A 23,548-nucleotide genomic window follows, 5' to 3' on the forward strand; every position below is an offset into this window, starting at 1 on the left:
GTTAATCATTAACACTGTGAATGATGTGCCGATGATATGGTGCGGAGCGTGAAGGATGTCAAGCAGGAGAAGCTGACCGACACCGCGAGCTTCCGGCTCGGCATGCTCGGCGCGATCACCGCCGACCGGTTCGCCGAGCGGATCGCCGTCCACGGACTCAAGCCCAAGCACGCCGGGCTGATGGCCCTGCTGGCCGGCGGTGCGGCAGCCTCGCAGCAGGAGATCGCCCGCGCCATGGGGGTGACGCCCAGCCTGGTGGTCGGCCTCGCCGATCACCTGGAGGAGCTCGGTGCGGTCGCCCGTGAGCGCGACCCGGCCGACCGTCGCCGCCAGGTCCTCACCCTCACCGGCCGGGGCCGCGACCTGCTCGCCCTGTGCACGACGACGGCCCGCGCCATCGACGAGGAGTTGACGGCCGGGCTCGACGACGCGACCCGGGACGGCCTGCACGAGGCCCTGGCCGTGCTGGCGGAGCGGGCGGGCCTGCCCGGATAGGTGCGCAGGGGCTTCTGCATATGGACATGCAGACGGCTTGCTGGCTGAATGGATTCGTCGGTGCCGGTTCCGGCGTGACGGATCTACCGAGGGGTCATGATGAGCGGGAGCAGCCCGGCCGCGCGGGTGCAGCAGCTGTTCGAGGGGCGCAGGCTCACGCCCACCCAGCGGCGCATCGCGCACTCGATGGTGCGCAGGGCCGGCGACGCCCCGTTCCTCTCCAGCGTCGAACTGGCCGAACTCGCCGGGGTCAGCCAGCCCTCCGTCACCCGGTTCGCCGTCGCCCTCGGCTTCGACGGCTATCCCGCGCTGCGCAAGCACCTGCGCGAGGTCGCCCCGGCCGGACCCGGCGAGGGCGACGGGGAGGACGCGTACAACGAGTACCAGCAGGCGGTGCTCGGCGAGATCGAGAATCTGCGCCACCTCGCCGAACTGCTCGCCGACCCGGGGCCCGTCGAGCGGGCAGGCAGGCTCCTCGCCGCCTCGCGGCCCCTCCTCGTGCTCGGGCTGCGCGCCGCGTCCTCGCAGGCGCGGGGCTTCGGATACTTCGCCGCCAAGGTGCACCCGGACGTCCGGGTGCTCGACGAGGGCGGCAGCATGCTGCACGACCGGATCGACGCGGCCCGGCGGGCCGGGGCGAGCGCGCTGATCTGTTTCGCGCTGCCCCGCCACCCCCGCGAGGTCGTGGACGCCCTCGCCCACGCGCGCGACCAGGGACTCGTCGTGGTGTCGGTCGCGGACTCCGCCTTCGCCCCGGTGGCCGCGCACAGCGATCTGCTGATCCCCGCCGCCGTCGGGACGGGCCTCGCCTTCGACACCGCGTGTGCGCCGATGCTGCTGGGGCGGGTGCTGCTGGAGGCCATGTGCGACCACCTGCCCGACGCGCAGGCCCGGCTGGAGGAGTTCGACGCGGGTGCGGTGGTGCGGGGGCTGTTCGTCGAGTGAGCGCTTGCCCCTTTCCGGGGCGGCGGGGTTCCGTCCTCAATCGCCGGACGGGCTGGTGTGCGGGGCCCCCGGGGTGCGTTTCTGTGCGGTGGGTGGGGGTGGGGGCCCTCCGGGCAGACTCCTCAAAAATGGCGTGTGCGCCCGACGACGAGCAGGTGCCCGGGTCGTACGCCATTTTCTGCGGGGACTGCCCTGCACGCCCCCACCCGGTCGCTCCTGCGTCTGCACGCCGGTGGGACGATTGGTGCAGACTCACGGCGGGCGGGTTCGGGGGCGTGCAGGGGAGTCCCCGCAGGACGACGAACATCGACCTGGGTCCATCGCGTACCCGCCGAACGTTCGTCGTTTGAGGAGACGCCCCGGAGGGCCCCCGGACCCCCACCCACAACCGGAGCCCGTCCGGCGATTGAGGACGGAACCCCGCACCCGGTGGACGCCGGCGCTGTCGTCGACCGGGCGTCAGATCTCCAGGTCGGCCTCGATCTTCCTCAACTGGTGGCGGGCCATGGCCAGGTTCGCGCGGCCGCCGTCCAGCACCAGGTAGAGGAACAGGCCGTTGTTGCCACGCGTCTTGAGCAGCCGGATCAGGTGGTACTGGGTGCCCAGCGTGATCAGGATGTCCTCGATCTCGTCCTTGATGCCGAGGTGCTCCATGGTGCGGAGCTTGGCGCGTACGACGTCGGTGTTGCCGGCGGCCGCGACCTCCAGGTTGAAGTCCTTGCCGCCGCCGAGGGTGCCCAGCGCCATGCCGCTCGTGTAGTCGACGAGGGCGACACCGACGGTGCCCTCGATGGACGACATCGCTTCCTTCAGTGCCGCTTCGGTGTTCGCCATGGGTGCTCGTTTCCTTTCCCTGACCGGTCGGGACGACCGGTTCCGTTTCTGCGTGGTGCGGGGCTCGTTCGGAGTCATGTCGTGCGGTGCGGCAGGGTGCCGGGCTGCTGCGGGGTGTGGGGCACCGGGGCCCGGGGGTTCGGGGCGGGCTGTTGTGGGGCGCGCTCCAGGGCGGTGTCGACGAGCTCGCCGATCCGGGTGCCGGACCTGCGGCCCTCCAGATGGAGCCGGCCGACGTTGATCCGGTCCTCGGCGAGCAGGGTCAGCACGGCCGAGGAACCGGCGGCGTACGTCGCGATGTAACCCGTCTCGCCGCGTACGAGGAGTTCGCGGAAGCCGCCCCGGCCGGTCGCGTCGGTCATCCGGATCGAGACGCCGAGTGCGGCGGCGGTCAGCGCCGCGACGCCCTCCGCCTCCACCCCCGGGGTGTCATGGGCCAGGACGAGACCGTCGGTACTGGCCGCCAGGGCGCCGGAGAGGAGCGGAACCCGGGCGCGTAACCGCTGGAGCTCGGCCAGGACATCCCGTACTTCGGCCTCGGCCACCATCAGTTGTCTCCTCCCGGCACGCTGTCTGAGCGCGCGTATCACAGGGCCTCCAATGCGTCTCGGAGCCGGCGCAGCAGGGCGACGTCGGGGTCGGCCGTGACGTCGGGGAGCGCGACGCGGGCGGCCGGATCCGCCGGCTGCCGTACCGCGGCGACCAGTCCGGCGGCCGCCAGGCGGCGCAGGTCGACCAGGGTGTGGAACGCCGATCTGCCCAGCTCCTGCGCGATGTCCGTGGCCGTGCGTACCCCGTCCACGCGCTCCAGAACGCGGCGCTGGCGCGGCGGCACGGGGGAGTCGTCCGGGCTTCCGGTGGCCACGAGCGGGGCGCTGTCGGTCACCGCCTCCGGCCAGATCCGGTCCAGGAGTTCCCGGCGCCGGAGCGTCTCGCGCTGCACGGCGTCCACGGGGACGGGGCGGACGGGGCCGATCCAGTGGGCGACCCCGTAGCGGAAGCGGGCCGGTGTCCGGGTCGGGGCGAGGGCGAAGAACGCGGCGTCGTACAGGGCGCCCAGGTGGCACAGCTCCAGGGCGCCGCCCGGCACCCGGCCGCTGTCCACGAGGTAGCGGCCCACGCGCTGCCCGGCACCGGCCTGGGCGACCGCGTCCCACCAGCCCTCGCGGTGCAGGGCGCCGCCCCGGGTGAGCAGGACGTCGATGCCCGGGGTGGCGGGGCTCTCGGCGTGCACCACCTTGCCGTCGGCCAGGTAGAGGGTGCCTCGGTCGCGCATCAGGGCGCCGGTGGCCCGTTCCGCGGCGAGGCGCTGAAGCATGGGCGAGAGGACGGAGGCCGGGGCGGAGGCGGCCGAGGGCTGGGCGGGCGAGGGGGCGGGGGTTCTCATGCGAGGACCAGCCGCTCGGCCATCTCGCCCAGCCGTATCCGGGCGAGGGCCAGATTGCCCTCCGCGCGGTCCAGCCACAGATGGAGGAAGACGCTGCTGTCGAAGTCCGTCTCGACGAAACGGAGGATGTGGTAACCGGCGCGGGTGGTGACGATGACGTCCTCGACGGGCGGTGGGCTCCCGTTGACGCCCTTGTCGGCAGGCCCCGTCGACGCCTCGGGTAAGCCGACCGCGAAGGCGGGCTGCTCGGCCGCCATCCGCGCCACCTCCGCCGTCTCGGCGGCGGTGGCCTCGTGATCGCCGTTGGGCGAGTCGCCGATGGTGCCGAGGGCGAGACCGCTCGTCCAGTCGACCACGGCGGCGCCACGGGCACCGGGCAGTCTCATGACGTCGAGCAGGCATTCGTCGATTCCGGGCACGCGGACTCCCCTCCGACGCTGCGTGCGGCTGTGACCCAGAGGTTACGCAACGTGCTCGCGCCAGGTGGAGGTTCTGGCATTTTCCATAGGTACATGCGGTCGGTTCGGGAGAATGCCCCGCCGCGGGCTGCGGGAAGGTGTGCGGGCTGCGCCCTGTTGACTGGAGCTATTCAGCCACTCAAGATGTGAATAGAAAAATCACAGTCGCGAGGAGGCATTGCCATGTCAGGACCCCGCCCCGTACGGGCACCGCGCGGTACCGAACTGAGCACCCTGGGATGGCAGCAGGAAGCCGCGCTGCGCATGCTGCAGAACAACCTCGACCCCGAGGTCGCCGAGCACCCCGACAAGCTCGTCGTCTACGGCGGCACGGGCAAGGCGGCCCGCGACTGGCGCTCGTTCGACGCGATGGTGCGGACCCTGCGGACGCTCAAGCAGGACGAGACGATGCTCGTCCAGTCGGGGCGGCCGGTCGGTGTCATGCAGACGCACGAGTGGGCCCCGCGGGTCCTGATCGCCAACTCCAACCTGGTCGGGGACTGGGCGAACTGGGAGGAGTTCCGCCGCCTGGAGGCGCTCGGACTCACCATGTACGGCCAGATGACCGCCGGATCGTGGATCTACATCGGTACGCAGGGCATCCTGCAGGGCACGTACGAGACGTTCGCCGCCGTCGCCGCGAAGAAGTTCGGCGGCACGCTGGCCGGGACGATCACGCTGACCGCCGGACTCGGCGGCATGGGCGGCGCCCAGCCGCTCGCCGTGACGATGAACGACGGCGTCGCGATCTGCGTCGACTGCGACCCGCGCGCCATCGAGCGCCGCATCGAGCACCGCTTCCTGGACGTGAAGGCGGACAGCCTGGAGCACGCCCTCCAGCTGGCCACCGAGGCGCGGGACGCGCGCAAGCCGCTCTCCATCGGCCTGCTCGGCAACGCGGCGGAACTGCTCCCCCGGATGCTCGCCGAGGGCGCCCCCATCGACATCGTCACCGACCAGACCAGCGCCCACGACCCGCTGGCCTACCTCCCGCTCGGCGTCGACTTCGACGACATGGCCTCCTACGCCACCGAGAAGCCCGCCGACTTCACCCAGCGCGCGCGGGAGTCGATGGCCCGGCACGTCGAGGCGATGGTCGGCTTCATGGACGCCGGCGCGGAGGTCTTCGACTACGGCAACTCGATCCGCGGCGAGGCACAGCTCGCCGGATACGAGCGGGCCTTCGACTTCCCCGGCTTCGTGCCCGCCTACATCCGGCCGCTGTTCTGCGAGGGCAGGGGCCCGTTCCGCTGGGCGGCGCTCTCCGGCGAGGCGTCCGACATCCACAAGACCGACAAGGCGATGCTGGAGCTCTTCCCGGAGAACGAGTCGCTGCACCGCTGGATCAAGATGGCCGGCGAGCGCGTCCACTTCCAGGGACTGCCCGCCCGCATCTGCTGGCTCGGCTACGGCGAGCGGGACCGGGCCGGCGAGCGGTTCAACGACATGGTGGCGAGCGGCGAGCTCGCGGCGCCGCTGGCGATCGGCCGCGACCACCTGGACTGCGGCTCCGTCGCCTCCCCGTACCGCGAGACCGAGTCCATGCTCGACGGCTCCGACGCCATCGCCGACTGGCCGCTGCTGAACGCGATGGTCAACGTGGCGTCCGGCGCCTCCTGGGTCTCGATCCACCACGGTGGCGGGGTCGGCATGGGCCGCTCCCTCCACGCGGGTCAGGTGACGGTCGCCGACGGTACGAAGCTGGCGGGCGAGAAGATCCGCCGGGTGCTGACCAACGACCCGGGCATGGGCGTCATCCGGCACGTGGACGCCGGATACGACATCGCGGAGTCCGTGGCCTCGGACAAGGGCGTACGCGTGCCGATGGCGGAGGACGGGGCGTGATCCCCTCGCACGCGGCGGCCCCGGGTGCGGGCTCCCGGCCGGCCCCGCCCCCGACGTTCCAGGAGATGTGGCGGGAGCTCGCACCGATCGGGCGGCACCGGGAGAGCGGCGGATACCGGCGGTACGCCTGGACCGCGGCCGACACCGACTGCCGCGCCTGGTTCCGGGCGCAGGCCGAGGCGCGCGGGCTGACCCTGGAGACCGACCGCAACGGCAACCAGTGGGCCTGGCTCGGTGACCCCCTGGCACCGGACGCCGTCGTGACCGGTTCGCACCTCGACTCCGTACCGGACGGCGGAGCCTTCGACGGGCCGCTCGGGGTCGTCTCCTCCCTCGCCGCGCTCGATGAACTCCGCCGCAGGGGAGTGGAGTTCACCCGGCCGCTGGCCATCACCAACTTCGGTGACGAGGAAGGGGCCCGCTTCGGTCTCGCCTGCGTCGGCTCCCGGCTCGCCGCCGGGCAGCTCACCGTCGAGGCCGCGCACCGGCTGCGCGACGGCGACGGCGTCACGCTGCCCCGGGCCATGGAAGCCGCCGGGTACGACCCCGACGCCATCGGCGCGGACCCCGAACGGCTCGCCCGTATCGGTGCGTTCGTCGAGCTCCACGTCGAGCAGGGCCGCGCCCTCGACCTCACCGGCGACCCGGTCGGCATCGCCTCCGCGATCTGGCCGCACGGACGCTGGCGCTTCGACTTCCGGGGCGAGGCCAACCACGCGGGCACCACCCGTCTCGCCGACCGCCGCGACCCGATGCTCACGTACGCCGAGACCGTGCTCGCGGCGCGGCGCGAGGCGGAACTGGCCGGCGCGCTGGCCACCTTCGGCAAGATCGCCGTCGAGCCGAACGGGGTCAACGCCATCCCCTCCCTCGTGCGTGGCTGGCTCGACTCCCGGGCCGCCGACCAGGACACGCTGGACACCGTCGTCGCCGGCATCGAGCGGGCCGCCCGGGAGCACGCCGAGCGGGCCGGAATCGATCTCGACGTCGTACGGGAGTCCTTCACGCCCGTCGTGGAGTTCCAGCACGCCCTGCGCGACGAGCTGGGCGCGCTCCTCAAGGGCTCCGCCGTCCGGGACACCGGGCGCGACGTCCCCGTACTCGGCACCGGAGCCGGACACGACGCGGGTATTTTGTCCGCTTCGGTCCCTACCGCCATGCTGTTCGTACGGAACCCCACCGGGATCTCGCACTCGCCGGCCGAGCACGCCGCCGAGGACGACTGCGTGGCCGGGGTGATCGCACTCGCCGACGTACTGGAAGGTCTCGCGTGCCGATGACGACGGAAGTGACGGAAGCGACGGGCAAGCCCGTCACCGCGACGTACTGGCTGTCCCACGCCTGGCTCGGCACCCATGCCGAGCCGGACGTCGTCCTGGAGGTGTCCGGCGGGCGGATCGCCGGGGTGCGGACCGGCGTCCCCACCCCGCCGCCCGGTGCGACGGTGCTGCGCGGACTCACCCTGCCGGGTCTCGCCAACACCCATTCGCACGCCTTCCACCGCGCCCTGCGCTCCACCGTCCAGGTCGGCTCCGGCACCTTCTGGACCTGGCGCGAGACCATGTACCAGGTCGCGTCCCGGCTCACCCCCGACACGTACTACGACCTGGCCCGTGCCGTGTACGCCGAGATGGCGCTGGCCGGCATCACGGCCGTCGGCGAATTCCACTATCTGCACCACGCGCCGGGCGGCACCCCGTACGACAACCCGAACGCGATGGGCGAGGCACTGATCGCGGCCGCCCGCGAGGCCGGCATCCGCATCACCCTGCTGGACACCGCCTACCTCGCCGCCGGATTCGGCCGCAGGCCCTCCCAGTACCAGAAGCCCGACCAGCACCAGCTGCGCTTCTCCGACACCACCGCCGACGCCTGGGCGGAGCGCGCCAGTCTGCTCAAGGGGGACGAGAACACCCTGATCGGCGCCGCCGTCCACTCGGTGCGGGCCGTCCCCGCTCATCAGCTCCCCGTCGTCGCCCAGTGGGCCGAGGAGCGGCGCGCACCGCTCCACGTCCACCTCTCCGAGCAGACCGCGGAGAACGACGCCTGCCTCACCGCCCACGGCCGCACCCCCACCCGCCTCCTCGCCGACCACGGGGTCCTCGGCCCGCGCACCACCGGCGTCCACAACACGCACCTCACCGGCGAGGACATCGAACTCATCGGCTCCACGGCCACCGGCACCTGCATGTGCCCGACCACCGAACGCGACCTGGCCGACGGCATCGGCCCCGCGGCCGCCCTCCAGCGCGCGGGGTCGCCGCTCTCGCTCGGCAGCGACAGCCACGCCGTGATCGACCTCTTCGAAGAGGCCCGCGCGATGGAGCTCAACGAGCGCCTGCGCACCCGCACCCGCGGTCACTGGACGGCGGCCGCGCTGCTGCGCGCCGCCTCCGCCGACGGTCACGCCGCACTCGGCCGGCCGGACGCGGGCATCCTCGAACCGGGCGCTCCCGCGGACCTGGTGACCGTGGCCCTCGACTCCGTCAGAACAGCGGGGCCGGTGCCACGGCTGGCAGCCGAGACAGCCGTATTCGCCGCCTCCGCGGCCGATGTGCGCCACACCGTGGTCGCGGGCCGGCACATCGTCCGCGACGGACATCACACGTCGGTCGAAGACGTCCCCGGAGCGCTCGGACAAGCCATCGCGGCCCTGCACCACTGAGCACCCAGGCGGTGGCCCCTCCACCGCCCTCGCGTAAGGAGAGCAGCCCCCCGATGACGACGACCGCCCTCACCCACATCTCCGCACTGGTCACCAACGACCCCTCCCTCGGTGACAATTCCCCCCTCGGACTGATCCAGGACGCGGCCGTCGTCATCGAGGGCGACCGGGTCGTGTGGACCGGTGAATCAAGCAAAGCACCGGCCACTGACAACGCCGTCGACGCGGGCGGGCGGGCCGTGATCCCCGGCTTCGTCGACTCCCACTCCCACCTGGTCTTCGCGGGCGACCGCACCCAGGAGTTCAACGCCCGGATGTCCGGCCGCGCCTACAGCGCGGGCGGGATCAGGACCACCGTCGCCGCCACCCGCGCCGCCACCGACGAGGAGCTCTCCGCCAACGTCGCCCGCTACCTGGCCGAGGCGCTGCGCCAGGGCACCACCACGTTCGAGACCAAGTCCGGCTACGGCCTCACCGTCGAGGACGAGGCCCGCGCCCTGCGCATCGCCGCCCGCCACACCGACGAGGTCACCTTCCTCGGCGCCCACATCGTCTCCCCGGACTACGCGGACGACCCGGCCGGATACGTCGACCTCGTCACCGGCCCGATGCTCGACGCCTGCGCCCCGTACGCCCGTTGGATCGACGTCTTTTGCGAGAAGGGCGCGTTCGACGGCGACCAGGCCCGGGCGATCCTGACCGCGGGCCGCGCCAGGGGTCTGCACCCCAGGGTCCACGCCAACCAGCTCGGCCACGGTCCCGGCGTCCAGCTCGCCGTCGAGCTCGATGCCGCGTCCGCCGACCACTGCACCCACCTCACCGACGCGGACGTCGACGCCCTGGCCCAGTCGGAGACCGTCGCCACGCTGCTCCCCGGCGCCGAGTTCTCCACCCGGGCCGCCTGGCCCGACGCCCGCCGCCTCCTGGACGCGGGCGCCACCGTCGCGCTCTCCACGGACTGCAACCCGGGCTCCTCGTTCACCTCGTCCGTGCCGTTCTGCATCGCCCTCGCCGTCCGCGACATGGGCATGACCCCCGACGAGGCGCTCTGGTCCGCCACCGCAGGCGGCGCCGCCGCACTGCGCCGCACGGACGTCGGCCGGATCACCCCCGGCGCCTGCGCCGATCTGGTGGTCCTCGACGCCCCCAGCCACGTCCACCTCGCCTACCGGCCGGGCGTCCCCCTCGTCCACGAGGTCTGGCGGCGCGGCGAGCGGGTCGTAGCTCCGCAGGGTGTCTGAACCGGCGCCGGAAACGCGGAAGGACCTGCCCCCCGGCGGGGCAGGTCCTTGATCCGGCGGCCCCCGCGACGCGTCGCGGGGTGCTCGCTCACTCCTCCAGGGTCAGTCCCTTGCGGAGCTTGACCAGGGTGCGGGAGAGCAGGCGCGACACGTGCATCTGCGAGATGCCGAGCTCCTCGCCGATCTCCGACTGCGTCATGTTGGAGACGAACCGGAGCGAGAGGATCATCCGGTCACGGCCCGGCAGCGAGGCGATCATCGGCTTCAGGGACTCGACGTACTCGATGCCCTCGAGTCCGTGGTCCTCGTAGCCGAGCCGGTCGGCCAGCGCGCCCTCGTTCTCGTCCTCCTCGGGCTTGGCGTCCAGCGAGCTCGCGGTGTACGCGTTGCTCGCGGCCATGCCCTCGACGACCTCGTCATGGGTGATGCCGAGGCGGTCGGCGAGCTCGCCCACGGTGGGCGACCGGTCCAGCTTCTGGGCGAGCTCGTCGCCCGCCTTGGCCAGGTCGAGCCGCAGCTCCTGCAGGCGGCGCGGGACGCGCACGGACCAGCTGGTGTCGCGGAAGAAGCGCTTGATCTCGCCGATGATGGTCGGCATCGCGAAGGTCGGGAACTCGACGCCCCGGCTGAGCTCGAACCGGTCGATCGCCTTGATCAGGCCGATGGTGCCGACCTGGACGATGTCCTCCATCGGTTCGCTGCGCGAGCGGAACCGGGAGGCGGCGAACTTGACCAGGGTCAGATTCAGTTCGACGAGGGTGTTGCGCACGTAGGAGTACTCGTGCGAGCCCTCTTCGAGGGATTCCAGCCGGCCGAAGAGCGTCTTCGACAGGGCTCTGGCGTCCAGCGGCCCCACCTCGGAGTAGGGCGGGATCTCGGGAAGTCCTTCGAGACCGGTCACGTCTTCGGGGCCGAGGTCGTCTTCGGTACTGCGGGTGTCACTGCCACTGCTGGTGATGCTGTTGCGCGTGCCGTCCAGGACGGCCGCAGCAGGGGAGTCTGATTCGGTCAGTCCCTGAGGACATGCTGACGTCGCGTTGTGGGTACGCGGTTCGTCGAGCCGGGGTGACATGGTCTCCTCCATCGTTCTCGGCATATGGCTGCCGATGCCCATACGTGTTCCTGCGGTGAAGCGGCGCCTCCAAAGCCGGCCGTGTTTTCGGGTGTCCCCCTACCCATACCCGGTTCTTGCAGGTCGTTACAACCTCCAATTGACGCTATATGTCCGGTTTGTTGAGGTCTTCGGCTACCGCGTGGCGCACAGAACGCGTACTGTTTCAGGAGTGTCAGCGAGAGCTGCAACGCATCTGCATGCGCACTGATGCAGACAGTGACGAGCGAAGAGGGACGGGCATGGACCGCGGGACGGTCGGCAGCGCGAACCGGGGACGACTTGAGGTCGAGGCCCGGACCGAGGGCCGCAGTGAGATTGTGACGCCGGTGGGCGAGCTCGATCACCACACGGCGGACCTGCTGCGCGAGCCCTTGGAGCACGCGGTCGAGCAAGGGCGTGTGCGCCTGGTGGTCGACTGCTCGCAGCTCGAATTCTGTGATTCCACCGGGCTCAATGTGCTGCTCGGTGCCCGCCTCAAGGCGGAGGCGGCCGGGGGAGGGGTCCATTTGACCGGAATGCTGCCGGTGGTGGCACGGGTCTTCGAGATCACCGGGGCGGGGGCGGTATTCACCGTCCACGACTCGCTCGAAGAGGCCCTGGACACCTGATCGTGGTGCGGTCGGGCACCCCGGGCGCACCTCCTGTCGCCCGTGTCACGCGTTCCGCGTAGACGAAGTGGGTGTTGTCACGAAACGGGCGGGCAGAAGACTCCTTGGCGAGCCGTGGGAGGTCTGCACGATTCGTGTCTGTGCGGTATCTGTGTCAGTGGCTGTATCAATATTCGTTTCTGTATCTGTTCGATGGCGACATGGTGAATCGGTGAGGTGAAGCGCTGATGAGCACCACCCGGCAGCATCCACCGGGCGACCTCGGCCGCGAGCCGGAGGGCGCAGGTGCACGCGCCGACGCGGGTGTGCGTGCGGACGCGCGTTCCGGCGTTCCCTCCGTCACGCCCGCCGAGCCCGCGGAGCGGCAATGGCGCACGCTGCCGCTGCGGGAGGTCGCCGGCATCGTGCCGACGGCCCGGGATTTCGCCCGGCAGGCCCTCCATGACTGGGGCTGGCTCCCCGCCTCGACCGCCGACCGCCGCGCGGCCGCCGAGGACGTCCTGCTGGTCGTCTCCGAGCTGGTCACCAACGCGTGCCTGCATGCGGACGGCCCCGACGAGCTCCGCATCGCGTGCACGCCGAAGGCGCTGCGCGTCGAGGTCGCGGACGGCGGAGCGGGGCAGCCCGCGCCCCGCACCCCGCACCGGTCGGGACGGCCCGGCGGCCACGGCATGTTCATCGTGCAGCGGCTCTGCCTGGACTGGGGAGTCGTACGAGTGCCGGGCGAACCCGGCAAGACCGTCTGGGCGGAGCTGGCCGCCCCCGCGTAGCCGAGGCCCCGGGGTGGCCGGCCGGGCTTCCACATGGCCCAAGCCCCCGGGTGGCCGCCCGGGCTTCCGCGCAGCGGGAGTCCTCGCGCAGCCGAAGTCCCCGCACGGCCGGAGCCCCCCACGGGTTCCCGTTGCCCGTCCCCCGGGCTTGTCCGCCCCTTCTGAGAGCGCGCCGGATCGGCGCGCTCTTTGTCTTCCCTCCACAACGCCCCGGGCGTACCTTGACGGCCAATCTGATGTGTCGTCAGTTACTTGTGCCGCACCGAAGCGGCGCGCGGCGACTCCCGGCATGAGGGGAACCCGAGGTGTCGAACCAGAAGCGAACAGCTCTCGCGCTGGCGTCCGGCCTGGCGAGCGCGGTGGTGCTGTTGGCCGCGCCCGCCGCCCACGCGACCGCCGTCGACGTCAACTACAAGTGCAAGACCCCGATCGGTGACAAGGCGGCCATCTCGCCGATCGACATCAAGAGCGTCAAGAGCGGCAGCGGCTACAAACTGACCATGTCCTGGGCGAAGGGCGTCTCCTCCAGCCCGGTCGAACTGGGCAAGGGGGCGATGAACCCCAGCGCGGTGATCAAGGTGGGCGGCGCCGACCCGGGAGAGGTCCACGTCTCCGGACCGGCCAACTCCGCGGCCATACCCGCCAACAGCCCCATCAAGATCAGCGATCTGACGGGCACGTACACCCCGAAGAAGAGCGGCAAGGTCGACTTCACCGCCGGCGTGCTCACCATCAAGGCGCTCGGCACGACGACGACCTGCACCCCGTCGAACAACCCCGGCCCCTCGCTCTCCCTCGACGTCACCGCGGCGGGTGGCGGCACGACCACGCCCGGGACCGACACCTCGCTGCCCAAGACAGGCCCGCTGGACTCGGCGGTGGCGCTCGGCACCCTCGGCGGCACGGTGCTGCTGACCGGCGCGGCCGGGGTTCTGTGGCTGACCAGGCGGGGGCAGCGGGCCGCGGGCTGACTCCCCGCGCGAACCGCCGCCACCGTTACGCACCAGGGAGCCGCCCATGCCGCCCATGCCGCCGTTGACCGGTCACGCCACCCGCACCGCCCCGGCGCCCGTCGTCCGGCCGCCGGCCGCCGCACGCCGTCTCGCCCGTGTCCTGCCGCTGCTCGCCGCCCTGTGGTGCACCCTCGCCACGGCGGCGGTGGCCGGTGCCACCGAGCAGCCGTCCGGCCCGGCATGGACGGCGCGGCCCGCGGCGAGCGGCCCCGGGCAGGACGAGGGCAGACCGTACTTCTACCTGGAGGGCCTGCCCGGCAGCGTCCTCCAGGACCGGCTCTCCGTCACCAACCCGGGGCCGGAGCCGGTCACCGTACGGCTGCGCGGCGCCGACGCGTACAACACGGGCGACGGCGGGTTCGCGGTGCGCGGCGCGCACGGCTCCACCGGGATTGGGTCCTGGCTGCGGACGGCGAGCACCGAGGTGACGGTGCCCGGCCGGACCAGGGCCGACGTGCCGGTCTCCTTCACCGTCCCCGAGGACGCGCGGCCCGGCGACCACCCCGGCGCGATCGTCGCGGAGGGCGGTGGCCGCTCGGTGGGCGTACGGGTCCAGCTGCGGGTCGGTGGGCCGACACTGGCCGCGCTCACGGTGGAGGACGTGACGGTGAGCGGCGGGACCATCCACTACACGCTGGTCAACCGGGGCAACGCGGTCCTCGTGCCGCGCCTGTCCGTCAGCGCGGACGGGGTGTTCGGGGCCCTGCTGCGGCGTGACGCCCGCACCCTGCCGGTGGAACTGCTGCCGGGGCAGCGGGCGCGGCTCACCGAGCCGTGGCCCGACACCCCCGCCCTGGACTCCGCCACCGTACGGCTGCGCGTCACGGCGGCGGGCGGCGCACACGGCGAGGCGGCCGCCACGGCCGCCTTCGTGCCCTGGGCGCCGGTGACCGGCGGCGCACTGCTCCTCCTGGGCACCGCCGCCGCCGTGCTGTACGGCCTCCGGCGTCGGCGCGCGGCCCGGTGGGGCGCACCGGACGACGGGGCCGCACCGGCCCCTGGCCATCGACAGCACTCCGACGAGAGGCACTTGGTGAAGGCGGGAGCGGAATCGTGACTGGACGGACCGGACCGGCGGCATTCCGGAGCGACGGCCACGGGCGGGCGGCCGCGCTGCTCGCCGTACTGCTGGCCGCGATACTGCCCGCCCTGCTGCTGACCGCGACCGGGGCGGGGGCCCGAGCGCACGGCGCGGCCGACCCGAAACCGGTGGTCACCCTCTCGCAGAAGCAGGCGGGCAAGGGCGGAGAGGTCACCGTCAGCGGCAGGAACTGGCGGCCGGAGACGCTGCTCATGATGCTGGTCTGCGGGCAGTCCGCCCCCGCCCGCGGCGTGATCGGCGGCACCAACTCCTGTGCCAACGCGGACGGCCGTGCCGTCACCACCGACAAGAAGGGCGCCTTCAGCAAGAAGCTGCCGGTCGCCGAGCCGCCGGTGCCCTGCCCCTGCGTGGTCCACGTCGCCACGGTCACCGGTGAACAGGCTCTGGCCGAAGCGGTGTTCGTGGTCGCCGGTCACCCCGTCGCCGCGCTGCCGAAGGAGAGCGGCAGCGGGAAGCTCGCCGTCCTGGCGGCCACCCGGCTCGAGGGCGACAGCGGGCTGCTGACCTGGTTCGGGGCCCCGGCGTCGCGACGGCTCGTGTTCACGGTCGGCAACCTGGGCTCCGCGCCGGTCAAGGACCCGGTCTTCCGGGTCGGCACCGCGCACGGCGTCTACGCCGCGCAGTGGGAGGAGCGGCAGTGGCGCGGGACCGTCGAGCCCGGCCGCAAGGCCCGTATCGAACTGCCCGTCGAGCTGACGGCCGGTGCCCACGGCGACTACCAGATCTCGCTGAAGTACGGCACGAAGGTGCTGGCCGAGCAGCCGTGGGGGGTCGGCCGCCCGTGGGGCGTGACGCTCTTCTGGATCCTGCTCTGCCTCGTCGTGCCCGCGGCCGTCTTCCGTATCGGCATGGCGATCGTCGACAAGGTGCGGCCGCGCTCCGCGCACGCGGCGGGCCGGCGTTCGTTCCCGCGCACCGGCGCGACCGTGCGGTTCCCGAAGCTGCGGCGCGCCCCGGTTCCGGCCGCGGGCCCCGCGCCGCCCACGAGCACCACCACGGCCGCACTGCCGTGGTTCACCCCTGATTCCGCACCGCCAGAGCACAGACCGACGACGAAGGGACATTCGTGAGTACGCAACGCAGGACGGTCGCGGCGGGAGTCGCGATGATGATCGGCGGGGCGGGCATGCTGCTGGCCGCGAGCCCGGCCCAGGCCGCCGAGATCTCGTACAAGACGGAGTGCATACCCCCGGCCATCTCCGGACTGCCGCCCGTCCAGGGCACCACCAAGGTGCAACTGACCGCACCGGCCGAGGCGAAGGTCGGGGACACGGTCGAGGTCGTGTGGAAGACGATCCAGGGTGCGTCCGACAACCCCGACGTGCTCGATCTCGGCAAGGACACCATCAAGCCGACCGGCACCATCAAGCTGGGCGGCGCCGCGACCGGCGACCTGAAGATGGAAGGACCGCGGCAGAATCCGCCCATCCCCAAGAAGAGCCCGATGGTCGTGTCGGACATGAAGGGCACGCTGAAGCTGGAGAAGGCGGGTGAGCTGACGCTGACGCCGGACGCCTACGCCCTCAACGTCTCCAAGCCGATCTCCACGGACACCAAGTGCACCCCGAAGGAGGCGGTCCAGCCGGGCGCGACGATCAAGGTCACGGACGGCGGCGGATCCACCGCCGGGGGCACGACGGCCGGCGGGACGACCGCGGGTGGCACGACGACCGCCGGAGGTACGACCAGCGGGGGTACGACGACCGCCGGAGGTACGACCAGCGGGGGTACGACGACCACCGGCGGCACCACCAGTGGCGGCACCACCAGTGGCGGCACGACGACCACGGGCGGTACGGCCTCCGGCGGCACCGGCGGTGCGACCGACTTTCCGGGCAAGGAAGTCGTCGTGAACTACGCCTGCCAGTCGCCGGGGCCACAGGAGGGCATCGCCACCAAGGTGACGATCAACGCCAAGAAGAAGGGCGGGAGTTACGCGCTCACGGTCAAGACCGCCAAGAACGTGATGGACAGTCCCGCTCCGCTGCCCGCCGGAGCGCTCAAGCCGTCCATGAAGATCGTCATCGGCGGCGCCGACAAGGGATCCGTCACCGCGACCGGACCGGGCAACCCCGACCCCCTGGAGACGGGCAAGCCGGTCAACCTGCCCGACATGACCGGCACGTACAAGCCCGGTGCCTCGGGCAAGTCCACCCTCACCCCCGGTGCCCTGACGATCGACGTCGTACTGGGCGGCCAGAAGATCAACATTCCGTGCACGGTCAAGGGCACCCCGCAGGTGTCCCTCGAGCTCGACACCGCCGCCCAGGAAGGCGGTGCCTCCGGAGGTGACACCGCGGGCTCCGGCGGAGCGGCGGCAGCGGGCGGCGGTACGGCGTCCGGCGGCGGGCTGGCGGCCACCGGTGCCGAGGACAACGGCGCCCTGCGCGCACTGGGCCTGGTCGCCGGCACGGCGATCCTGCTGGGCGGCGCCGTGTTCACGTTCACCCCGTGGCGCAGGCTTCGCACGGGCCGGTGAGCTGAGCCGGGGTCCGTACGCATACGGAAGGGGCCGCCGCACCGTGGGCACGGTGCGGCGGCCCCTTCGCGTGGAACCGGAGGGTCAGTCCGCGTCGCTCATGTGCTGCGTGACCTTCTTGCGGTACATCCAGATGCCGACACCGGCGATGACCGCGAGGACCGCCTCGAACGCGACCGCGCCCGAGGTGTTCAGATCGACCCCGAGCTGCGGGGACGTGAGGAGGCCGGTCACGGAGTCGCCCGCGGTGACGGCGAGGAACCAGACACCCATCATCTGCGAGCTGTACTTCGCCGGGGCCATCTTCGTGGTGACCGACAGGCCGACCGGGGAGAGGCAGAGCTCGGCGACGGTCTGGATGAAGTAGATCGCCACCAGCCACATCGGGCTGACCCGTCCGCCGTTGGCCGCGGTGTCGATCAGCGGGATCATGAAGACGACGAAGGAGATGCCGATCAGCACGAGGCTGGAGGCGAACTTGACGGCCGTGCTCGGCTCCTTGCCGCGCTTGTTCAGCCACAGCCAGCCGGAGGCGACCACGGGGGCGATCGCCATGATGAAGACCGGGTTCAGCGACTGGTACCAGGACGTCGGGAAGTCGAGACCGAACAGGCTGTTCGTCGTCGAGTTCTCACCGAAGATCGACAGGGTCGAGCCGTTCTGGTCGTAGATCATCCAGAAGACGGCGGCGACCACGAAGAACCAGATGTAGCCCGACAGCTTGGACTGCTCGGTGTTCGTGAGTTCCTTGTCACGCTTCATGCGGACCAGGACGGCGACCGGGATGATCAGACCGGCGATGGTGATCGGCAGCAGCGCCCAGTCGGCGAAGTTGCCGGTGATGGCGAGCAGGCTGTAGAAGACCGCCGCGACAATCAGCCAGACCAGGCCCTTGCGCAGGACCGAGCGCTTCTCCTGCTCCGTCGCCGGAGTGGAGACGACGTCGCTCTCCGGGCTCAGGTGGCGGGTGCCGAGCATGAACTGGGCGAGACCCAGGGCCATGCCGATCGCGGCGAGCGCGAAGCCGAAGTGCCAGTTGACGTTCTCGCCGACGGTGCCGATGGTCAGCGGGGCGAGGAAGGCGCCGATGTTGATGCCGATGTAGAAGAGCGTGAAGCCACCGTCACGGCGCGGATCCTCCGGACCCTTGTACAGGTGGCCGACCATCGTGGAGATGTTCGCCTTCAGCAGGCCGGAGCCGAGCGCGACGAGCACCAGGCCCGCGAAGAAGGTCGCCGAGTTGGGCACGGCAAGCGTGATGTGTCCGAGGATGACGACACCGCCACCGATGGCGACCGTCTTGCGCGGCCCCCAGAAGCGGTCGGCCATCCAGCCGCCGGGCATGGCGAGCAGGTAGACCATCGCCATGTAGACGGAGTAGATCGCCGTCGCGGTGGTGGCGCTCATGTGCATGCCGCCGGGCGCGATCAGGTACAGCGGGAGCAGTGCCTTCATGCCGTAGAAGCTGTAGCGCTCCCACATCTCGGTCATGAAGAGCGTGGCCAGGCCGCGGGGGTGGCCGAAGAAGGTCTTCTCGCCGCCCGCGATGCTCGCCGGGTCCTTCGTCAGGCTGGACGCCATGATCGATCCTTGCTTGCTCGGGACGCGTCGCTCGTGAGCGGTACGCGCCCGGTGGGGGGAGGCCGGCACCGACGCGGGTACGCCCACCACGTCGGGATCCACACCCGGAGCGCCTTCGTCGGCGCACCGGGCCCGGCCCACAGGTCATTCACTGGGATTCCGGACTGGCGGGTACCAGTCCCGCACATGCGGAAGGACCTTCGGCGCTCATAGCTGCCCAAAGGTCCTTGAGTAGTGCAACAGGCGTTGAAACACCATACGACACGACTGAGCGGCATATGGAAGGACTTGAGACATGGATCACAGGTCCAGACGCAACCACGCTCCCACATTCGAAGGTCCGGGCGCGAACGAGTCGCAGACCCGCAGGGCTTCCGGATCACCTCACTCCTTGTCGTCCGCGCGGACTACCATCACTGCATGACCCGTGTACTGCTCGCCGAGGACGACGCATCCATCTCGGAGCCGCTGGCCCGCGCCCTGCGTCGGGAGGGTTACGAGGTCGAGGTCCGCGAAGACGGCCCGACCGCCCTGGACGCCGGCCTCCAGGGCGGCATCGACCTGGTCGTCCTCGACCTGGGGCTGCCCGGGATGGACGGCCTCGAAGTCGCCCGCCGGCTCCGTGCCGAAGGCCACACGGTCCCGGTGCTGGTGCTCACCGCCCGCGCCGACGAGGTGGACACGGTCGTCGGCCTCGACGCCGGCGCCGACGACTACGTCACCAAGCCCTTCCGGCTCGCCGAGCTCCTTGCGCGCGTCCGCGCCCTGCTGCGCCGCGGCGCCACCGAGCCCGCCGCGCAGCCCGCCACCCACGGCGTCAGGATCGACGTCGAGTCGCACCGGGCCTGGATGGGCGACGAGGAACTCCAGCTCACCGCCAAGGAGTTCGACCTGCTGCGGGTCCTCGTCCGGGACGCGGGCCGCGTCGTCACACGCGACCAGCTGATGCGCGAGGTCTGGGACACCACCTGGTGGTCGTCCACCAAGACCCTCGACATGCACATCTCCTGGCTCCGCAAGAAGCTCGGCGACGACGCCGCCAATCCCCGCTACATCGCCACCGTCCGGGGCGTCGGCTTCCGCTTCGAGAAGAGCTGACGTACAGAAGCACTCATGCGCCGAAGACTGATCAACTCCACCCTCGCCGTGGTGCTCGTGGTGATCGCCGTCTTCGGCGTCTCCCTCGTCATCGTCGAGACCCGCACCATCAGCAGCAGCGCCCAGGAGAGCGTCGACTCCGAGGCGCTGCGGCTGATCAGCGTGATCGAGAGCCGGCTCCTGGGCGCCGAGCGGATCAACCCCGGCGTGCTCGCCGAACAGATCGACGACTCGCGTTACGCCCTGGTCAAGATGCCCGGCCGCGCCCCCATCGAGGTCGGCGACCGCCCCAGCGGCAGCGTGATCACGGCCACGGAGGAGGGCGAGCACGGCGAGAAGGTCACCGTCGAGGAGTCCCGCTCCTCCGTGACCCGCGAGGTCGGCCGCACCCTGATGATCATCGGCGCGGTGGCGCTGCTGGCCATCGTCTCCGCCGTGCTCCTCGCCGTACGCCAGGCCAACAAACTGACCTCGCCACTCACCGACCTCGCCGAGACCGCGGAACGCCTGGGCTCGGGCGACCCCCGCCCGCGCCACAAGCGGTACGGGGTGCCGGAGCTGGACCGGGTCGCCGACGTCCTGGACTCCTCCGCCGAACGCATCGCCCGGATGCTGACCGCGGAGCGCCGGCTCGCCGCCGACGCCTCCCACCAGCTCCGTACGCCGCTCACCGCACTCTCCATGCGGATCGAGGAGATCTCCGTCACGGACGACCCCGACACGGTGAAGGAGGAGGCGAACATCGCCCTCACCCAGGTCGAGCGGCTCACGGACGTGGTCCAGCGACTGCTGACCAACGCCAGGGATCCGCGGACCGGCTCCGCCGTCGTCTTCGACCTCGACGAGATCGTCAAGCAGCAGATCGAGGAGTGGCGCCCGGCCTACCGGAGCGAGGGCCGCGCCGTCGTCTGCTCCGGGAAGCACGGGCTGCGGGCCGTCGGCACACCGGGCGCGGTCGCGCAGGTGCTCGCCGCACTGATCGAGAACTCACTCATGCACGGCGGGGGCACGGTCGCGCTGCGCACCCGGGTCACCGGCAATCAGGCGGTCATCGAGGTGACGGACGAGGGACCGGGAGTCCCCGCCGACCTCGGCGCGCGGATCTTCGAGCGGACCATCAGCGGCCGCAACTCCACGGGCATCGGCCTGGCGGTGGCCCGCGACCTCGCGGAGGCGGACGGCGGCCGCCTCGAACTGCTCCAGCAGCAGCCGCCGGTCTTCGCCCTCTTCCTCAGCCAGGTGGCCCTGGACAGGGGCGAACCGGAACGCCCGGTGAGGTGAGCCGCTAGGGGCAGCCGTCAGCCCCGGGCCGTCGCCGGTGAGCCGTCAGCGCCGGGCCGTATCCGCGTCGACCCGCGCGGCCGCGGTTGCGGCCGGTGCCGTCGCCGGTGCCGGTACGGAAACGGCCGGGGCGGCGTCCTCCGCGCTCACGTCCACGCTCACGTCTTTGTCAGGCAGCGCCCTGAAGACCCAGGTCCGGTAGGACCAGAAGCGGAACAGCGTCGCGATGCCGATTCCGACGATCTTGAAGACATTGCTCTGGACCGGGGTGTCCCAGCCGAACCCGTACGTCGCCGCGTACAGCACACCGGTCTCGATGACCGCCCCCACCGCGCTGAACAGCAGGAACAGCGTCAGCTCACGGGTCCGTCCGGTCTTGTCGCGGTCCCGGTACGTCCAGTAGCGGAAGCCGACGTAGTTGAAGAGGATCGCGACGAACGTCGCCATCAGGCCGGCCCGCACCGTGGGGATGTCCGTGTAGCGCCACAGCAGGTTGGAAACGGCGATGTTCACGACCAGGCCGACCGCGCCGACCACGCCGAACTTGGCGACCTCCCGGGCCAGCAGATCCAGCCGGGCCCGCAGGCCCTGTCCGGAGCTCCCCCGCGGCGTCGCGGCGTCCGGCACCGCTGCCTCCGGCGTTGTCGTCAGTCGCCGACGCTCCGCCTCGACTCCCTCATCCGCCTTGGAATCGACGGCACCGAACGCCGCTCCTTCTCCCGCGCTGGAACTCCAGACAGGATCTGGTGCGCCCCGTTCGCTCATGGTGATCGCTAGCCCGTCTGTCGGTTCGGCTTCAGGTTCTGTCAACCCGGCCATGCTAACCAGGCCGCCCGTCGGCTGCCTGTGAGTACGGGGGCAGGTGTGGCGGGGCCGTGACGCCGAGGAGCCCCCGCACCCGCCCCCAGGGGCATCGTCCGGAGGCCCCGGACGGTGCGGATACCCTGGAGGAGTGACGTTCCCGGTAGTCGGCATGGTCGGTGGCGGTCAGCTCGCCCGTATGACCCACGAGGCGGGCATCCCCCTCGGCATCAAGTTCAAGCTCCTCAGTGACACCGCTCAGGACTCGGCGGCCCAGGTGGTGAGCGAAGTCGTCGTGGGCGACTATCGCGACCTGGACACGCTGCGCGCCTTCGCGCGCGGCTGTGACGTGATCACCTTTGATCACGAGCACGTGCCCACCGAGCACCTGCGGGCCCTGGAGGCGGACGGCATCCCCGTGCGCCCCGGCCCCGACGCGCTGGTGCACGCCCAGGACAAGGGGGTGATGCGCGCGAAGCTCACGGAGATCGGCGCGCCCTGCCCCCGCCATCGCATCGTGAAGGACCCGGCCGACGCGGCGGCCTTCGCCGTGGAGGCCGGCGGCTTCCCCGTCATCCTCAAGACCGTGCGCGGTGGCTACGACGGCAAGGGAGTCTGGGTGGTCCGCTCCGAGGCGGACGCGGCCGAACCCTTCCGGGCCGGCGTCCCGGTCCTCGCCGAGGAGAAGGTCGACTTCGTACGGGAGCTGGCGGCCAACATCGTCCGCTCGCCGCACGGCCAGGCCGTCGCCTACCCGGTCGTCGAGTCGGTCCAGGTGAACGGCGTCTGCGACACGGTCATCGCCCCGGCACCCGGGCTGAGCGAGAAGCTCGGAGGCGAGGCCCAGCAGCTCGCCCTCCGCATCGCCGCCGAGCTCGGCGTCGTGGGCCACCTCGCCGTCGAACTCTTCGAGACCCGCGACGGGCAGATCCTCGTCAACGAACTGGCGATGCGCCCGCACAACTCAGGCCACTGGACCCAGGACGGCGCGATCACCTCGCAGTTCGCCAACCACGTCCGGGCCGTCCTCGACCTCCCGCTCGGCGACCCGCGCCCCCGCGCCACCTGGACGGTCATGTCCAACGTGCTCGGCGGCGACTTCCCGGACATGTACCAGGCGTACCTGCACTGCATGGCCCGCGACCCGCAGCTCAAGATCCACATGTACGGCAAGGACGTGAAGCCCGGCCGCAAGGTCGGCCACGTCAACACCTACGGCGACGATCTGGCGGACGTGCGCGAGCGCGCCCGGCACGCGGCCGACTACCTGCGAGGAACGATCACCGAATGACTTCCCCCGCCTCCACCGCACCGGTCGTCGGCATCGTCATGGGCTCGGACTCCGACTGGCCCGTCATGGAAGCGGCGGCCAAGGCACTCGACGAGTTCGAGATCCCCTACGAGGTCGACGTCGTCTCCGCCCACCGCATGCCGCGCGAGATGATCGCGTACGGCGAGAACGCCGCGGGCCGCGGCCTCCGGGCGATCATCGCCGGTGCGGGCGGCGCCGCCCACCTGCCCGGCATGCTCGCCTCCGTCACCCCGCTGCCCGTCATCGGTGTGCCGGTCCCGCTGAAGTACCTGGACGGCATGGACAGCCTCATGTCCATCGTCCAGATGCCGGCCGGCATCCCGGTCGCCACCGTCTCCATCGCGGGCGCGCGGAACGCCGGCCTGCTGGCCGTCCGCATCCTCGCCGCCCACGACGCCGAGCTGCGGACCCGCATGACGGAATTCCTCTCGGACCTGAACGACCAGGCCACCGAGAAGGGCAAGCGCCTGCGCAGCAAGGCCGGGAACCCCGACACCTTCGGCTTCGGAACGTAGGCAT

23 protein-coding genes are annotated in these 23,548 nt (G+C 71.4%); 16 read left to right on the plus strand and 7 right to left on the minus strand.

From position 1 onward, the window contains the following. The first annotated feature begins 48 nt into the window (after window positions 1-48). Window positions 49-495 carry a MarR family transcriptional regulator gene (locus ACFYPA_RS30265; RefSeq protein ID WP_359082921.1) on the plus strand — a complete coding sequence of 149 codons (447 nt, stop codon included), beginning with the start codon at window positions 49-51 and terminating at the stop codon, window positions 493-495. Between the two features lie 99 nt (window positions 496-594). Then, window positions 595-1,440, plus strand: coding sequence for a MurR/RpiR family transcriptional regulator (locus ACFYPA_RS30270; RefSeq protein WP_359083004.1), 846 nt, complete (start codon window positions 595-597; stop codon window positions 1,438-1,440). 459 nt (window positions 1,441-1,899) lie between these two features. Here ACFYPA_RS30270 and ACFYPA_RS30275 read toward each other — a convergent pair whose 3' ends face one another. The 4 genes from ACFYPA_RS30275 to ACFYPA_RS30290 all read right to left on the minus strand — a co-directional run bounded on the left by ACFYPA_RS30275 (window position 1,900) and on the right by ACFYPA_RS30290 (window position 4,080). Further along, complete coding sequence (locus ACFYPA_RS30275; RefSeq protein WP_359082923.1) at window positions 1,900-2,274, minus strand: hypothetical protein; 375 nt, start codon at window positions 2,272-2,274, stop codon at window positions 1,900-1,902. 74 nt (window positions 2,275-2,348) lie between these two features. Continuing rightward, window positions 2,349-2,822, minus strand: coding sequence for a roadblock/LC7 domain-containing protein (locus tag ACFYPA_RS30280; RefSeq protein WP_359082925.1), 474 nt, complete (start codon window positions 2,820-2,822; stop codon window positions 2,349-2,351). Between the two features lie 38 nt (window positions 2,823-2,860). Then, complete coding sequence (locus tag ACFYPA_RS30285; protein WP_359083005.1) at window positions 2,861-3,592, minus strand: transcriptional regulator; 732 nt, start codon at window positions 3,590-3,592, stop codon at window positions 2,861-2,863. Between the two features lie 65 nt (window positions 3,593-3,657). After that, window positions 3,658-4,080: a hypothetical protein gene (locus ACFYPA_RS30290; protein ID WP_356350479.1), complete on the minus strand. Its 423-nt coding sequence runs from the start codon at window positions 4,078-4,080 to the stop codon at window positions 3,658-3,660. A gap of 222 nt (window positions 4,081-4,302) precedes the next feature. Here ACFYPA_RS30290 and hutU point away from each other — a divergent pair, with 222 nt between their 5' ends. The 4 genes from hutU (at window position 4,303) to hutI (ending at window position 9,870) form a co-directional block, all read left to right on the plus strand. Beyond that, window positions 4,303-5,964 (plus strand): urocanate hydratase, encoded by a 1,662-nt coding sequence (hutU, locus tag ACFYPA_RS30295; protein ID WP_359082928.1) that lies wholly within the window; start codon window positions 4,303-4,305, stop codon window positions 5,962-5,964. 65 nt (window positions 5,965-6,029) lie between these two features. Continuing rightward, window positions 6,030-7,244, plus strand: a complete 1,215-nt coding sequence (locus tag ACFYPA_RS30300) for an allantoate amidohydrolase (RefSeq protein WP_359353165.1) — start codon at window positions 6,030-6,032, stop codon at window positions 7,242-7,244. Next, window positions 7,241-8,629 carry a formimidoylglutamate deiminase gene (locus ACFYPA_RS30305; protein WP_389135501.1) on the plus strand — a complete coding sequence of 463 codons (1,389 nt, stop codon included), beginning with the start codon at window positions 7,241-7,243 and terminating at the stop codon, window positions 8,627-8,629. The genes ACFYPA_RS30300 and ACFYPA_RS30305 overlap by 4 nt, the downstream gene beginning before the upstream one ends. A 53-nt stretch (window positions 8,630-8,682) precedes the next feature. After that, a complete protein-coding gene (gene hutI, locus ACFYPA_RS30310; RefSeq protein WP_389135503.1) occupies window positions 8,683-9,870 on the plus strand; it encodes an imidazolonepropionase in 1,188 nt (395 codons plus the stop codon). A gap of 88 nt (window positions 9,871-9,958) precedes the next feature. On the opposite strand, the gene ACFYPA_RS30315 is transcribed toward hutI, so the two are convergent. Further along, window positions 9,959-10,942, minus strand: a complete 984-nt coding sequence (locus ACFYPA_RS30315; RefSeq protein WP_359353163.1) for an RNA polymerase sigma factor SigF — start codon at window positions 10,940-10,942, stop codon at window positions 9,959-9,961. Between the two features lie 281 nt (window positions 10,943-11,223). On the opposite strand from ACFYPA_RS30315, the gene ACFYPA_RS30320 reads away from it, so the two are divergent. The 6 genes from ACFYPA_RS30320 to ACFYPA_RS30345 all read left to right on the plus strand — a co-directional run bounded on the left by ACFYPA_RS30320 (window position 11,224) and on the right by ACFYPA_RS30345 (window position 16,956). Next, on the plus strand, window positions 11,224-11,592 hold the full coding sequence (locus ACFYPA_RS30320) for an STAS domain-containing protein (protein WP_359082931.1): 369 nt from the start codon (window positions 11,224-11,226) through the stop codon (window positions 11,590-11,592). 227 nt (window positions 11,593-11,819) lie between these two features. Beyond that, a complete protein-coding gene (locus ACFYPA_RS30325) occupies window positions 11,820-12,362 on the plus strand; it encodes an ATP-binding protein (RefSeq protein WP_359082932.1) in 543 nt (180 codons plus the stop codon). 305 nt (window positions 12,363-12,667) lie between these two features. Next, window positions 12,668-13,333 (plus strand): peptidase, encoded by a 666-nt coding sequence (locus ACFYPA_RS30330; protein WP_359082934.1) that lies wholly within the window; start codon window positions 12,668-12,670, stop codon window positions 13,331-13,333. A 46-nt stretch (window positions 13,334-13,379) separates the two neighbouring features. Beyond that, window positions 13,380-14,432: a hypothetical protein gene (locus ACFYPA_RS30335; protein WP_359082936.1), complete on the plus strand. Its 1,053-nt coding sequence runs from the start codon at window positions 13,380-13,382 to the stop codon at window positions 14,430-14,432. Further along, a complete protein-coding gene (locus ACFYPA_RS30340) occupies window positions 14,429-15,547 on the plus strand; it encodes a hypothetical protein (RefSeq protein ID WP_389135507.1) in 1,119 nt (372 codons plus the stop codon). Before ACFYPA_RS30335 ends, ACFYPA_RS30340 begins: the two co-directional genes overlap by 4 nt. 38 nt (window positions 15,548-15,585) lie before the next feature. Next, complete coding sequence (locus ACFYPA_RS30345; RefSeq protein ID WP_359083010.1) at window positions 15,586-16,956, plus strand: hypothetical protein; 1,371 nt, start codon at window positions 15,586-15,588, stop codon at window positions 16,954-16,956. Window positions 16,957-17,040: 84 nt separating this feature from the next. On the opposite strand, the gene ACFYPA_RS30350 is transcribed toward ACFYPA_RS30345, so the two are convergent. Next, window positions 17,041-18,537, minus strand: coding sequence for an oligopeptide:H+ symporter (locus ACFYPA_RS30350; RefSeq protein ID WP_359082938.1), 1,497 nt, complete (start codon window positions 18,535-18,537; stop codon window positions 17,041-17,043). 420 nt (window positions 18,538-18,957) lie between these two features. Here ACFYPA_RS30350 and ACFYPA_RS30355 point away from each other — a divergent pair, with 420 nt between their 5' ends. Both ACFYPA_RS30355 and ACFYPA_RS30360 read left to right on the plus strand, forming a co-directional pair. Then, window positions 18,958-19,635, plus strand: a complete 678-nt coding sequence (locus tag ACFYPA_RS30355) for a response regulator transcription factor (RefSeq protein WP_359082940.1) — start codon at window positions 18,958-18,960, stop codon at window positions 19,633-19,635. A 15-nt stretch (window positions 19,636-19,650) separates the two neighbouring features. Next, a complete protein-coding gene (locus ACFYPA_RS30360) occupies window positions 19,651-20,916 on the plus strand; it encodes an ATP-binding protein (protein WP_359082942.1) in 1,266 nt (421 codons plus the stop codon). 45 nt (window positions 20,917-20,961) lie between these two features. On the opposite strand, the gene ACFYPA_RS30365 is transcribed toward ACFYPA_RS30360, so the two are convergent. Further along, window positions 20,962-21,543 (minus strand): GtrA family protein, encoded by a 582-nt coding sequence (locus ACFYPA_RS30365; protein ID WP_389135509.1) that lies wholly within the window; start codon window positions 21,541-21,543, stop codon window positions 20,962-20,964. 325 nt (window positions 21,544-21,868) lie between these two features. Here ACFYPA_RS30365 and ACFYPA_RS30370 point away from each other — a divergent pair, with 325 nt between their 5' ends. Further along, entirely contained in the window at window positions 21,869-23,008 is a 1,140-nt protein-coding gene (locus tag ACFYPA_RS30370; protein ID WP_359082946.1) for a 5-(carboxyamino)imidazole ribonucleotide synthase, read from the plus strand. Continuing rightward, window positions 23,005-23,544, plus strand: a complete 540-nt coding sequence (gene purE, locus ACFYPA_RS30375; RefSeq protein ID WP_389135512.1) for a 5-(carboxyamino)imidazole ribonucleotide mutase — start codon at window positions 23,005-23,007, stop codon at window positions 23,542-23,544. Before ACFYPA_RS30370 ends, purE begins: the two co-directional genes overlap by 4 nt. The last annotated feature ends 4 nt before the right edge of the window (window positions 23,545-23,548 follow it).

It is taken from the genome of Streptomyces sp. NPDC005775 (assembly GCF_042871565.1).
Taxonomy (GTDB): domain Bacteria; phylum Actinomycetota; class Actinomycetes; order Streptomycetales; family Streptomycetaceae; genus Streptomyces.